At 53.0% G+C, this 13,018-nt stretch carries 12 protein-coding genes, 1 riboswitch and 1 other annotated feature; of the genes, 8 read left to right on the top strand and 4 right to left on the bottom strand.

Annotation, left to right across the window (positions count from 1 at the left end):
• Positions 1-51: 51 nt before the first annotated feature.
• A riboswitch (SAM riboswitch) is annotated at positions 52-171 on the top strand.
• Between the two features lie 132 nt (positions 172-303).
• Positions 304-1,512, top strand: coding sequence for a methionine adenosyltransferase (metK, locus tag KNP84_RS01435; RefSeq protein WP_215114066.1), 1,209 nt, complete (start codon positions 304-306; stop codon positions 1,510-1,512).
• A gap of 39 nt (positions 1,513-1,551) precedes the next feature.
• Here metK and KNP84_RS01430 read toward each other — a convergent pair whose 3' ends face one another.
• Positions 1,552-2,049 (bottom strand): hypothetical protein, encoded by a 498-nt coding sequence (locus KNP84_RS01430; RefSeq protein WP_029595140.1) that lies wholly within the window; start codon positions 2,047-2,049, stop codon positions 1,552-1,554.
• A gap of 164 nt (positions 2,050-2,213) precedes the next feature.
• Here KNP84_RS01430 and KNP84_RS01425 point away from each other — a divergent pair, with 164 nt between their 5' ends.
• Both KNP84_RS01425 and KNP84_RS01420 read left to right on the top strand, forming a co-directional pair.
• Positions 2,214-2,684, top strand: a complete 471-nt coding sequence (locus KNP84_RS01425) for a GNAT family N-acetyltransferase (protein ID WP_029595141.1) — start codon at positions 2,214-2,216, stop codon at positions 2,682-2,684.
• Positions 2,685-2,773: 89 nt separating this feature from the next.
• Positions 2,774-3,490, top strand: coding sequence for an alpha/beta fold hydrolase (locus KNP84_RS01420; RefSeq protein ID WP_021065554.1), 717 nt, complete (start codon positions 2,774-2,776; stop codon positions 3,488-3,490).
• Positions 3,491-3,520: 30 nt separating this feature from the next.
• Here KNP84_RS01420 and mnmM read toward each other — a convergent pair whose 3' ends face one another.
• Both mnmM and mnmL read right to left on the bottom strand, forming a co-directional pair.
• On the bottom strand, positions 3,521-4,093 hold the full coding sequence (mnmM, locus tag KNP84_RS01415; RefSeq protein ID WP_029595142.1) for a tRNA 5-(aminomethyl)-2-thiouridylate-methyltransferase MnmM: 573 nt from the start codon (positions 4,091-4,093) through the stop codon (positions 3,521-3,523).
• Positions 4,047-5,024 (bottom strand): tRNA modification radical SAM protein MnmL/YtqA, encoded by a 978-nt coding sequence (gene mnmL, locus KNP84_RS01410; RefSeq protein WP_215114065.1) that lies wholly within the window; start codon positions 5,022-5,024, stop codon positions 4,047-4,049. The genes mnmM and mnmL overlap by 47 nt, the downstream gene beginning before the upstream one ends.
• Positions 5,025-5,200: 176 nt before the next feature.
• On the opposite strand from mnmL, the gene KNP84_RS01405 reads away from it, so the two are divergent.
• The 5 genes from KNP84_RS01405 (at position 5,201) to KNP84_RS01385 (ending at position 11,663) form a co-directional block, all read left to right on the top strand.
• Positions 5,201-6,382: an MFS transporter gene (locus KNP84_RS01405; protein ID WP_214802825.1), complete on the top strand. Its 1,182-nt coding sequence runs from the start codon at positions 5,201-5,203 to the stop codon at positions 6,380-6,382.
• Positions 6,383-6,511: 129 nt separating this feature from the next.
• The gene (locus KNP84_RS01400; RefSeq protein ID WP_131437070.1) at positions 6,512-7,258 is read left to right on the top strand and encodes a bacteriorhodopsin; all 747 of its coding nucleotides are present in this window, start codon (positions 6,512-6,514) and stop codon (positions 7,256-7,258) included.
• 57 nt (positions 7,259-7,315) lie between these two features.
• Positions 7,316-7,534 (top strand) — a binding site (T-box leader).
• Between the two features lie 38 nt (positions 7,535-7,572).
• Positions 7,573-9,978 (top strand): leucine--tRNA ligase, encoded by a 2,406-nt coding sequence (gene leuS, locus KNP84_RS01395; protein ID WP_214802823.1) that lies wholly within the window; start codon positions 7,573-7,575, stop codon positions 9,976-9,978.
• Between the two features lie 117 nt (positions 9,979-10,095).
• Positions 10,096-11,136 (top strand): hypothetical protein, encoded by a 1,041-nt coding sequence (locus tag KNP84_RS01390; RefSeq protein WP_215114064.1) that lies wholly within the window; start codon positions 10,096-10,098, stop codon positions 11,134-11,136.
• Positions 11,137-11,150: 14 nt separating this feature from the next.
• Positions 11,151-11,663, top strand: a complete 513-nt coding sequence (locus KNP84_RS01385; RefSeq protein WP_021065560.1) for a pyrophosphohydrolase domain-containing protein — start codon at positions 11,151-11,153, stop codon at positions 11,661-11,663.
• Positions 11,664-11,707: 44 nt separating this feature from the next.
• Here the strand turns inward: KNP84_RS01385 and KNP84_RS01380 are convergent, their stop codons facing one another.
• Positions 11,708-12,982, bottom strand: a complete 1,275-nt coding sequence (locus KNP84_RS01380; protein ID WP_483299370.1) for a BaiN/RdsA family NAD(P)/FAD-dependent oxidoreductase — start codon at positions 12,980-12,982, stop codon at positions 11,708-11,710.
• Between the last annotated feature and the right edge of the window lie 36 nt (positions 12,983-13,018).

Genomic DNA, 13,018 nt, shown 5'->3' with positions numbered 1-13,018 from the left:
TACGCTTGACAGAACGGGGTGTCATTTATATGATGGTCTTCGTAACGGATACTCTTATTCTGAGCGGTGGAGGGAACAAGGCCCTACGAAGCCCAGCAACCGTCCGATTTTTCATTGTTATTCGGAAAAGGTGCTATCCTGAAGCGAAGCGTAAGCTTCGAACGATAAGAGGGTAAGGAAGAACGATTCAACCTTTCCCATTTGAACATGGCGAGAGGTTTTTTTCATTACCGTCCCAAAGCAACGCGTAAGGGGAACGAGTACCGTCCACACATCACCCTTTATTATAGGAGGTTTTTCGAAATGGCAAACTTGAACCGTCGACTTTTCACTTCGGAGTCCGTCACGGAAGGACATCCGGATAAAATTTGTGACCAAATCTCAGATGCGATTTTGGATGCAATTTTAGCTGAAGATCCAAACGCCCGCGTTGCGGCTGAGACGTCTGTCACAACAGGTCTCGTGCTCGTAGCAGGTGAAATCACAACATCAACTTACGTGGATATCCCGAAAGTTGTTCGTGAAACTGTTCGTGAGATCGGCTACACACGTGCGAAATATGGTTTCGATGCAGAGACTTGTGCTGTCCTCACATCGATCGATGAGCAATCGGTAGACATCGCGCAAGGTGTTGACCAAGCGCTCGAAGCTCGTGAAGGACAAATGACTGAAGAAGAAATCGATGCGATCGGTGCTGGTGACCAAGGTCTCATGTTCGGTTACGCAACAAAAGAGACGCCGGAACTCATGCCGCTCCCGATTTCACTCGCTCACAAATTGTCACGTCGTTTGGCAGAAGTTCGTAAGAACGGCACGCTCGCTTACCTTCGCCCAGACGGTAAGACACAAGTGACAGTCGAATACGACGAAGCGAACAACCCAGTTCGCATCGACACAATCGTCATCTCAACACAACACGCGGAAGACATCACGCTCGAGCAAATCCAAGCTGATTTGAAAGAGCACGTCATCGATGCAGTCATCCCGGCTGAACTCATCGACGCGGACACGAAATACTTCATCAACCCGACTGGCCGCTTCGTAATCGGTGGACCACAAGGGGATGCAGGCCTCACAGGACGCAAAATCATCGTCGATACGTACGGTGGATACGCTCGTCACGGCGGCGGCGCGTTCTCAGGTAAAGATCCTACCAAAGTTGACCGTTCAGCAGCGTATGCAGCTCGTTACGTGGCGAAAAACCTCGTTGCAGCGGGACTTGCTGACAAAGCAGAAGTTCAACTTGCTTACGCAATCGGTGTTGCTCACCCGGTATCAATCGCGGTTGATACGTTCGGCACAGGCAAATTGAGCGAGACTGAGCTCGTCGAACTCATTCGTGAGAACTTCGACCTCCGTCCGGCCGGCATCATTAAGATGCTCGACCTTCGTCGCCCAATCTACAAGCAGACAGCAGCTTACGGCCACTTCGGTCGTACAGACGTTAAACTCCCATGGGAGCAAACGGACAAAGCGGCAGTGCTCGAAGAAGGCGCGAAACGCTTCGCATAAGCATAGAAAAACGACCTTTCACTCGAAAGGTCGTTTTTTTTAGGCTTGCGGCTTGTCTTCAGTTGTTGAGTTCTCTTTGCCAAGTGCCGTATCTTTCGCTTCGACGACTTTCTCGCCGATCGATTGTAAATCCGATTTCGCTTCTTGCGCCGTCCCGACGACTTTGTTCACGTCTTGTTTGACCGTGTCGACTTCACCGGCGACTTTTTCATAGACGTTTTGCACGTCGGTCGCGACGTCTTGAATGACCTCGCTCGCTGCTTTCACTTGACCGATGACTTGTGACGCCGTTCCGGCCGGGTCTTGCTTGACCGTATCGACGAGACCGCCGACCGATGACTTCGCGCTCGAGAACGATTGTTTCGTGTTCTCACGGTTTGACGTGCTAAGTAAGGCAAGTAGGCCGCCGACGAGGGCGCCGAGGAGCATCCCAGTCACGACTGTGATTTTTGGACCTCCTGTGTTCGTTTGTTCAAACTGACGGTTCGGATGATTGGCTTGCTCGACTTGTGGATCGTGTTGTAGTTTCGGTTCCATGGTAACACTCCTTTTTGTAAGTTGGCATTGATACTCTTATACCCGACACAAAATGGAAAATAACGTCTTCCTTCATTTCGACATCAAAAAGTAATGAACGGGCAGGATATTTTTTTGCCGATGGGGAATGTTACTACTAGATTGGCCAAAAGGGGGATGCCGTTATGAAGATTCGAGAAGCCGTGCCAGAAGATGCCGCCACCATCCGCGACATTGCGCTCGCGACGGTCAGTGAACGAGACGAGGTTCGTTCGAAAGTAATGGAACGCGCCTATCAACAAGAAGAAATCGTCCGCGCCATCAGTTCAAGCGAGGAAGCGAAAGAGCAGTTGTTCATTGTCGGTGAGGCCGAAGGCGACGTCATCGGCTTCTATCACGCCATCGACCGCGGGGACACATGGGAAGTACTCCGTCTCTATCTTCATCCGGCTCATCACCGCCAAGGCCTAGGGACGGCACTGTTGTCGCATCTACGGGAACGGAAAGTCCAACCGATCGAGCTGTACGTCGAAAGCTCGAACGAGCAAGCCATCGCTTTTTTGAGTCATGAGGCGTTCATCGAACTGAATCGCATCCAAGAGGAAGTGTACGATCAACCGATGGAGCTGATTCATTTACGGTACGACCCGCGCTAAGACCCTAGACGGATTTTCAACCAAACATCAGTCTCGGCTGATGTTTTTTGTTAGTATAAAGATATGTGATAACAAAATGAGGTGACAGCATGGCTTATGAAGAAGAATCACGAAAAGGGGTCATCGTGATCGTGTATCCGCTCCAGTTCACGTCGCGTTTGAGTGAGGCGTTTTTAGGACGGTTGCGGGACGAGTATGAAGTCCTCGTCGTGACCGGCCAGACGGTCGGTTTGACGGCGGAAGACCATAAATTGTTAATCAAGAACACGTTACGTGAGGCGAGTCAGTACAAGCTGCCGATTCACGTCATCGCGTTCAGTCTCGGGGCGTTGTTGACGAACCGCTTGCTCCAGGAATATGACGTGCCGCTCGGCAGTCTGACGTACATCTCACCGCTGTTCGACTGGCATCCGTCCCGCCAAATCGGCGGACTGAAACAAGTCGTGGCCAGTGCGGTCGACCGTTTCCGTCCTGACCTTCCGCTCGGCATGATGACGTTCATGGGTGGCGGGGAAGAGTCGTCGCGCTTCGGGGAGATCACGTACGGTCAATACCGTGAAATCGAAGAGGAAATCGTCGAGCATCAAGAAGAGAAGAAACATCTGCCGCGTCTGCCGCTCGCTTGTTTCTACGCACCGGACGATCGCTTCGCCGATGTGAAATTGACACTCAACGTCTGCCGGAAAATCGGCGGCGACCAAGTGTATATCCGCCGGCTTGAAGGGTTCCCGCACTTCGGCTATGAACGACTGAATACGAAGTTCGCGGAGACGCTCATCACGTTTTATGAATTGATTCGAGAATGAAGACAGGCGACTCGCATGAGTCGCCTGTTTTTATTCTCGTTTTTCAATCGCCACGATGAACGGGGGATGATTGATTTGATTGATGAAGCCGTAACGGAGGACGCCGGCCCGTTTTTGATCGAGTGATTCGACATATGCGAGCACTTCGTCGCGCTCGACTTTGCCGCTCTCATGGCCGTGATAGATGACGACGACGATGACGCCGCCGACAGCCATGACGTCGAGCAGTTGCTCGAGGGCGTCGATGGTCGTATTGCCGGTCGTCGTGACCGACTTGTCGCTTCCCGGTAAATAGCCGAGATTGAACACGGCCGCTGTGATTGGGCGTGTCTCGTCTGCCACGATGTCCCGGACCGTGTCGTGGCTATCATGAATGACGGTGACACGGTCCGTCAATGTTGCCTCCTCGATACGAGTCCGTGTCGCCTCGACCGCCGCGGCTTGAACGTCGAACGCATAGACATGTCCCGTCGCTTCGACGAGTTCGGCTAAAAACAATGTGTCGTGCCCGTTGCCGGCCGTCATATCGATGGCGACGGCACCTGGCGTCACATGTTCACGAAGTAGGTATTTCGCGAACGGTAAAACTCTCATTAATCCCATGGCTCTCATCCTTCTTTTTTCCTTGGAAAGAATCACGACGCATTAATTCGGCATCGATGGCGTTTAGGACGGCCATCTTGTGCCGGCTCCACGTCGGACCGATCAACAGATCGGGTGGACCGTCACCGGTCAATCGATGGATGACCATCTCGGGCGGTAATACTTCCAATTGATCACAGACGAGCGAGACGTAAGTCGTCTCGTCCATGAGCTCGAGCAGTCCTTTTTCGTATTGTCTCGCGAGCGGGGTCTGCTTCAAGACGTGGAGCAAATGGATCTTGATTCCTTGTACGTCCATTTTAGCAACTTCTCGCGCCGTGTCGAGCATCATGTCCGTCGTCTCGCCCGGCAAGCCGTTGATGATATGGACAACGACGCTGATTTGGCGTCGCCGGAGTTTGTCGAGTCCTTCCAAGAACGTCTTGTAGTCGTGACCACGATTGATTTTCCTCGCCGTCGCATCGTGAATCGTCTGCAGGCCGAGTTCGACCGTGAGTGACGTCCGTTCATTCAACTCGGCGAGATAGTCGACGACGTCGTCTGGCAGACAGTCCGGTCGGGTCGCAATCGATAGACCGACGACACCGTCTTCCTCAAGGGCGGGCTCGAATAATTCCTGGAGCCGGGCGACGGGGGCATACGTGTTGCTGAACGCTTGGAAGTAGGCAATGTAACGGGCGTGTTTCCATTTTCGGTGCAGCCGCGCCTTCACTTCGGCGAATTGGACCGAAATTGGATCACAGGCATTGCCTGCGAAGTCGCCACTTCCGTCATCCGAGCAGAACGTACACCCGCCCTTCGAGACGAGCCCGTCCCGGTTCGGACAAGTGAAGCCCCCGTCGAGCGGTACTTTGAACACTTTTCCGCCGAACTCGCGGCGATATGCTTCATTTAATTTGTGATATTTGGCTTCGCCAAACGGGTTTTGCATGAATATCCTCTCCTTCTTTGCTCATGCTATCACAAAGGGAAGGCGCCGTTATTTCATAATAAGTAATTTTTCTTGACAGTTATGAGGCGTTCCGTTAGCTTGGAGGAGGACTTATTTTTGATTCGGCCGTCGTGCCGAATTTTTATCGTTTAAAGGGTAGGAAAGGAGTAACTGGTATGAACAACAAAATGCCGATTTCGGTATGGATTTTGGTCATCGCGATGGCGCTCAATACGACGGCGGCGTCTTTTTTATGGCCATTTAACACACTCTATATAAATGGATATTTAGGCGAGTCGATGACGCTCGCAGGGGTGGCGCTGCTCGTTAACTCGGCGCTCGCCATTGCCGGGAACTATATCGGGGGGACGCTGTTTGACCGCATCGGCGGGAAGCGGACGCTCATCCTCTCGGTCGGCCTATTGCTCGCGAGCTCGCTCGGTTTCTTGTTGTTCCACGCCACGTTCCTCGGCTACTTGGCTTGGCTCGGCTTAATCGGATTTTCCGGTGGACTCGTCTTCCCGACAGTATACGCTTTTGCTGGCTTGATCTGGCCGGAAGGGGGACGACGTTCGTTCAACGCGATTTACGTCGCCCAAAACGTTGGGGTCGCCCTCGGGACAGCGATGAGCGGACAGATCGCGCGTATCGATATCGAGTTGATTTTCTACGCCAACTTCTTCTTATCGGTCTTGTTTGTCGTCGTTCTCTTGTTCGGGCTCCGTTATTTGAAAGACCCGGCACGTCCGGTCGTCCAGTCGCAGCTTGAGGCTGCGGCGACGACGTTGTCCGGCGCGACGATGAAATCGATGTGGTTCGTCGCCATCGGTTACGCGGCGCTTTGGTTCGTTTACGTGCAATGGCAAGGCACGATCGCCGTCCATTCGAAAGACCTCGGCGTGACGATCAGCCAGTATTCGCTCCTTTGGACGGTGAACGGTGCATTAATCGTGTTCGCTCAACCGCTCCTCAACCGCGCGCTTCGTTATTTTGAAGACGATTTGAAGAAACAATTGGTCGTCGGTGCTGTCATCTTCCTCGCAGCTTTCGTCATTGTCCCGTTCGCGGGCGGTTTCACGATGTTTATGGTCGCGATGATTGTCATGACGATCGGGGAAATGTTCATTTGGCCGGCGGTCCCGACGATTGCCGCGAAACTTGCACCTCCGGGGAAAGCAGGGCAGTTCCAAGGGCTCGTCAATATCGCGGCCTCGGTCGGACGGATGATTGGTCCGACGCTCTCAGGACTTACGTTTGATTTACTCGGTATGAATGCTGTGTTCGGACTGTTGCTCGTGCTCATTCTGACCGCACTCGTCTTCTTCATTAAAATTCGGACACTGAATGTTCAAACTTGATTCGATTTGCACATCGGCTGCATATCTAAATCAGGCGAAGACTAATTCGCGAATATAAAATGAAGACAAAGGATCCTTTCACATAATCGTTCCGTCGTTTCCTGTTTCAGCAATGAGGAGATGTACACCATGAACGAAGAGGTCAATTTGCTCGTGCTCGCGACCCAATATATGTTTTGGGTCGGATTTGTCGGAATGGCAGCCGCTACGCTCTACTTTCTAGTCGAACGGAATAGTCTTGATCCAGAATATCGGTCTGTCGCCACCGTTGCCGCCTTAGTCACGTTCGTCGCGGCGATTCATTATTACTTTATGAAGGACGCGGTTGGCGATTCGGGTCTGTTATCGGAAATCACTGGATTCCCGACGGAGATTCGGTATATCGATTGGCTTGTGACGACACCGCTTCTACTTGTGAAGTTCCCACTCTTGCTCAGTCTAAAAGGAAAGATGAAGACTGGTCTGTTGACGAAGTTGATTGTCGCCGACATCATCATGATCGTGGCTGGTTACCTTGGAGAGTCTTCGATTAATTTGAATGGCGGCTTCACCCAGCTTGGATTATGGGGCTATCTCGTCGGTTGTTTGGCTTGGATCTATATCATCTATCTGTTGTTCACGAACGTCACGAAGGCGGCCGAATCGTCTCCAGCCCCAATTCGGAAAGCGCTCCTCAACATGCGTTTGTTCATTTTGATCGGGTGGGCGATTTATCCGATTGGCTATGCGGTCACGTTGTTTGCGACCGGTGTCGAAGTCCAATTGGTGAGAGAACTCATCTATAACGTCGCCGATTTGATAAACAAGGTCGGCTTCGGGTTGATTGCCTTCTTCGCGGTCAAAACGATCTCGACGTTGAAACAAATTAAGACGTAAAGATAAGTTGACGTTGACGTAGATTTTTATCTTGCGCTAGAATGAAGAGGTGAGATAAAAATTGCGTTGATAAGGAATAGTATCGTGACGTCTGTATTTGTAGAGAGCCGGTGGGTGGTGTGAACCGGTATATGGACCGCGAGAACTCGCCTTGGAGCAGTTCGCCTGAACGAACAGTAGGGTGAACCGGAGTTACGCCTCGTTACCGGCGTCTCAAGTGGCAGAAATGCAACATGGGTGGTACCGCGGAAAGCTTTCAAGCCTTTCGTCCCATTACCGGGGCGGAAGGCTTTTTATTATGCAGAGGAGGATGAATGTTGGACTATTTTAAACATCAAGACATCGAGCCGAAATGGCAAAAGCGTTGGGACGAGAAAGATGCATTCCGGACGACAGAAGACCCGGACAAGGAGTGTTTCTACGTCCTTGACATGTTCCCTTATCCGTCAGGAGCCGGACTTCACGTCGGTCATCCGGAAGGTTACACGGCGACGGACATCATCGCGCGTATGAAACGGATGCAAGGCTTCAACGTCCTCCATCCAATGGGTTGGGACGCGTTCGGTCTTCCGGCCGAGCAATATGCCCTCGACACAGGGAACGACCCGCGCGAGTTCACAGAGCGCAACATCGGCACATTCCGCCGCCAATTGAAAGAGCTCGGTTTCTCATACGATTGGGATCGTGAAATCAGCACGACCGACCCGAAATACTACAAGTGGACGCAATGGATCTTCACACAACTCCATGACCGCGGACTCGCCTACGTCGACGAAGTCGCCGTCAACTGGTGCCCGGCCCTCGGGACGGTACTCGCCAACGAAGAAGTCATCGACGGATTGTCGGAGCGGGGAAGCCATCCGGTTTACCGTGTGCCGATGAAACAGTGGGTGCTTCGCATCACGGAATACGCCGAGCGCTTGCTCGATGATTTAGAAGGGCTTGACTGGCCAGACAGCGTTAAAGAGATGCAACGCAACTGGATCGGCAAGTCGGTCGGGGCTGAAGTCGATTTCAAAGTCGACGGTCACGATAAAGTCGTGACGGTGTTCACAACACGTCCGGACACACTTTACGGCGCGACATACGTCACGCTCGCACCGGAGCACCCATTCGTGAAAGCAATCGCGACACCGGAACAAGTCGTCGCCATTGAAGCGTACGTCGAAGAAGTCTCGAAAAAGACAGACCTCGAACGGACCGATCTCGCCAAAGAGAAGACGGGTGTATTTACCGGCGCTTACGCCATCAACCCGGTCAACGGGGAGAAGCTTCCGATTTGGATCGCTGACTACGTGTTGTCGACATACGGCACGGGCGCGGTCATGGCCGTACCTGGACATGATGAGCGCGACTATGAGTTCGCGAAGACGTTCGACCTTCCGATTCGTGAAGTCGTCACAGGCGGCAACTTGGATGAGGCGGCTTACGTCGAGGACGGCGTCCACGTCAACTCAGGCAGCTTGGACGGCCTCAATAAAGCCGACGCGATCGCCAAAATCATCGAAGAACTCGAACTCGCCGGCACTGGCCGTGCGAAGACGACGTATCGTCTCCGCGATTGGTTGTTCAGCCGTCAACGCTATTGGGGCGAGCCGATTCCAATCATTCATATGGAAGACGGTACGCTCAAGACCGTTGCGATTGAAGAGCTTCCGCTCGAACTCCCGATTATCGATGAAATCAAGCCGTCGGGTACGGGAGAATCACCGCTTGCGAACGCCGACGAGTGGTTGATGTACACGGATCCTGTGACAGGTGAGAAGGGGCGGCGCGAGACGAACACGATGCCACAATGGGCCGGTAGCTGCTGGTACTACATTCGCTTCATCGATCCGCACAATGAAGACATGATCGCGGATCCAGAGAAGTTGAAGCGTTGGCTTCCGGTCGACTTATATATTGGTGGTACGGAGCACGCGGTCCTACACTTGCTCTACGCTCGCTTCTGGCATAAAGTGCTCTATGATATCGGCATCGTTCCAACGAACGAGCCATTCCAAAAGCTCTATAACCAAGGGATGATTCTCGGTGAGAACAACGAGAAGATGTCGAAGTCAAAAGGGAACGTCGTCAACCCGGACGATATCATCAAATCGCACGGTGCTGACACGCTTCGCCTTTACGAGATGTTCATGGGACCGCTCGACGCAGCCATCGCTTGGTCGACGAACGGCCTTGACGGCGCTCGTCGCTTCCTTGACCGCGTCTGGCGCTTGTTCGACCAGACGGAGCTCACGGACGGCGCTCCGACGGCCGACTTCGAACGGACGTACCATCAGACGGTGAAGAAAGTGACAGAAGACTACGAGGCGCTCCGTTTCAACACGGCGATCTCGCAACTCATGGTCTTCATCAACGAGGCGTACAAACAAGACACGCTTCCAAAACAAGAGATGGTCAACTTCATCAAGATGCTCTCCCCAGTCGCGCCACACTTGGCCGAAGAGTTATGGGAACGTCTCGGCATGACAGAAGACTTGACGTACGCGGCATGGCCGACGTTCGATGAGTCGAAACTCGTCAGCGACACGATTGAAGTCGTCATCCAAGTGAACGGGAAGCTTCGTGCGAAGATGCACGTGGCCCGCGACGCTTCGAAAGAAGCGCTCGAGGTCGATGCGCTTGCGAACGAACGCGTTCAAGAGTTCACGGAAGGAAAGACGGTCCGCAAAGTGATTGTCGTTCCAGGGAAACTCGTCAATATCGTCGTAGGATAAGCAAAGGAATGTGTGACATTGTCACACGTTCCTTTCTTTTTCGTCATGTCGTTTTCTTTTCGGGTCGGGTTTGTTACACTAAAGGGCGATACTGCATATAAAGGGGACGAAACGTCCATGAAACGTTCATACGTACTATATACGACGCTATTTGCCGTCGTCGTCGGTGTGATTTTATGCTATGTGTTCGTCTTTTCGGACGAGGACATCCAAAGCCAAATCGCCTCGACGTTTGAGAAAATCGATATTCAAACGAGCCATCAATCGACTTCAGTACCTCCCGTCGAAGCTTCGCCGGACGAGGAGGACATCGATACGACCGATGCCCTCGAACAGATTCAAGAGATTGATGAAGTGTACTACAGTGACACGATCGGATCGTATCTCGTCTTGACGAAAAATAAAGAGTTCTTCGAAGTGAGCGGGAACGCCAATCGCGTGAATGCGTCGCTCATATTGGAGAACGAAGGGCAACCCTATCGGTTCGGCGAGTTCATCGGCATGCGCATGATTTCCGAAGAAAAGATATATGCCGTCACGGCGAACGGGGTTCTCGTGACAATCGAGCGGGTAGAAGGCCGTTGGACGGAACAACGACGCAAATTGATTAAAGGAATCGCCTCGACAGATCGGTTGTTCGGCCTCGGTTACGATGAAGAGACGAAACGATTGATTATCATGAGCCGTTTGGAGGACACGCCGGATGTAGAACTGTTGTACGTCCAAGAGCGGACGCTCGAGGAAGAGACAGTCGACGACAGTGAGGCGGAAACGGATACATCGTCGGAAACCGATTCAGACGACGATTCGACATCGACGACAGATGAAGCGGACTCTGAAGCAGTAGCGGAACCGAAGACGGAATGGGCTGTCGAGTCGAGAAAACCGCTCACGACCGAAGGGATGAGCGCCTCGATTCAACAGAAGTTCGAGAACTTCCGCGGTGTCGGCCTCGTCGAACGCCAAGGGCGCATTTACGTCCTCGATTCGGAAGAACTCGTCCTCTATACGGTCAACCCGGACGAAGGGACGATGAACGGGCAGATGGTGACACCTCGCGTCTACGGCTCGACCGGCATGTTCCTGCAAGACAATGAGATATTCGCCATCGTGCGACCAGATGTGTTCGACCTTGACGATTTCGTCTCGGTCGACTGATAGGAGAGAATGAGATGAGCAAACGTTACTTTTATGAAGAGGTTCGCCAGTTCCACGAGACGTTCGGACACCCGGAGGCGAGTGCACCGCAACCGCTCGGCTTAGACCGTGCTGTCAAACGTTCGGTCTGGACGGCAGAAGAAGCTGTCGTCGAATTTTTACATCAATCGGCACGGAATGAAGACGAGTTCCTTGCTGCCGTCGCCACGTTCCAACAAGGATTCGAACAGGCGGTTCAAAAATCGCTCCAAGACGCACCGCCGACGGACGACGTCGCTCGCCTCGTCGGACAAGGTGATGCGCTCACGGACGCCCTCTATTTCGTGATGGGCAGTTTCGTCGAACTCGGGCTCGACCCGGTTCCGTTGTTTGAAATCGTGCAGCGTGCCAATATGGCGAAGCTCGGACCAGACGGCAAGCCGATCCTCCGTGCGTCAGACAATAAAGTCATGAAGCCGGAAGGCTGGTTGCCACCCGAGCCAGAGCTCGAGGCGGAAGTAAGACGTCAACTTGAAGCAAAACAGTGACACTAAAAAGAGAGCCGATCGCACGTGCGATCGACTCTCTTTGTTTATACGGTCGTCTGTTCCGCGAACTGTGCCGCGTGTGAACCGGCACAGTGTCCGGTCGTGAAGGCGGCCGTGATGTTATAACCACCCGTATAGCCGTGAATATCGAGCACTTCGCCGGCGAAGAACAAGCCGTCTGCTTTCTTCGACATCATCGTCTGTGGGGCGATTTCTTTGACGGAAACGCCGCCGCCCGTGACGAACGCTTTATCGAAATCGAGCGTTCCGGTGGCGTGCAACTCGAACGTCTTCAATCGGGTCGCGAAATCGATGACCGATTGTTTCTTCAGTTGGCTCGCGTCCTCTTCGCCGAACGCGAGGTCGGCCAACAACAAGTCGAGCATACGCTCCGGGATAAATCCTTTCCAGACGTTCTTGACGGCCCGCTTCGGTTGGTCTTGCACTTGGTTCCAAAGCTCTTGACACAGCTCGTCACGTGCCATATCCGGGAACAAGTCGAGCGAGAGGGCGACGACGCGCTCTTTGCTACGTTTGCGTTCTTTAATCGTATATTGACTGCACCGGAGGGCAATCGGACCCGAAATCCCGAAATGCGTGAAAATCATGTCGCCACGGTGTGTCTTAATCGGCTTGCCTTTCTTGCCGTGAACGGTGAGGGCGACGTCACGGAGCGACAGCCCTTGCAGCTGTTTCGTGCCGATGAACGCATTGTTCAACAAAATCGGTACTTCAGTCGGGAACAGCTCGGTGATCGTATGGCCGGCTTTCTCGGCCCATGGATAGCCGTCCCCGGTCGAGCCGGTGTGAGGGACAGATTGTCCACCGACGGCGATGACGCAAGCGCCGGCCTCAATCCGCTCGCCGTCCTCGAGTTCGACCGCTTCGAACTCATTTGCTTCATTAAAATGGAGCGTCTTCACTTTCGCATTTTTGCGAATCTCGACACCGAGTTGGTCGATGGCCCCGAGGAGCGTGTTGACGACGTCTTGCGCTTTATCCGTCACCGGGAACATCCGGCCGTTATCTTCCTCTTTTAACGGGATGCCGAACCCGGTGAACAAGTCGATAATCGACTGGTTGTCGAACTGGGCGAGGGCGCTATATAAGAAGCGTCCGTTCCCCGGGATGAATTGAATCAACTCGTCGACGGGCTTGCGGTTCGTCACGTTACAGCGTCCTCCGCCAGAAATGGCGAGCTTGCGTCCGAGCTTCGAACCTTTATCAATTAGGAGCGTGTTCGCTCCGGCTTTGGCGGCGGCATAGGTCGCCATCAGACCGCTTGGGCCTCCTCCGATGACGATTACATCTTTCATCATGGTATCCCTCGTTTCTCTTTCAAATCAAATTCGTAA

Origin of the sequence: Exiguobacterium sp. s70 (assembly GCF_018618315.1) — a bacterium.
GTDB lineage: Bacteria > Bacillota > Bacilli > Exiguobacteriales > Exiguobacteriaceae > Exiguobacterium > Exiguobacterium chiriqhucha.
The sequence above is the reverse complement of the archived record's forward strand: the minus strand, read 5'-3'. Positions and strand labels throughout refer to the sequence as shown.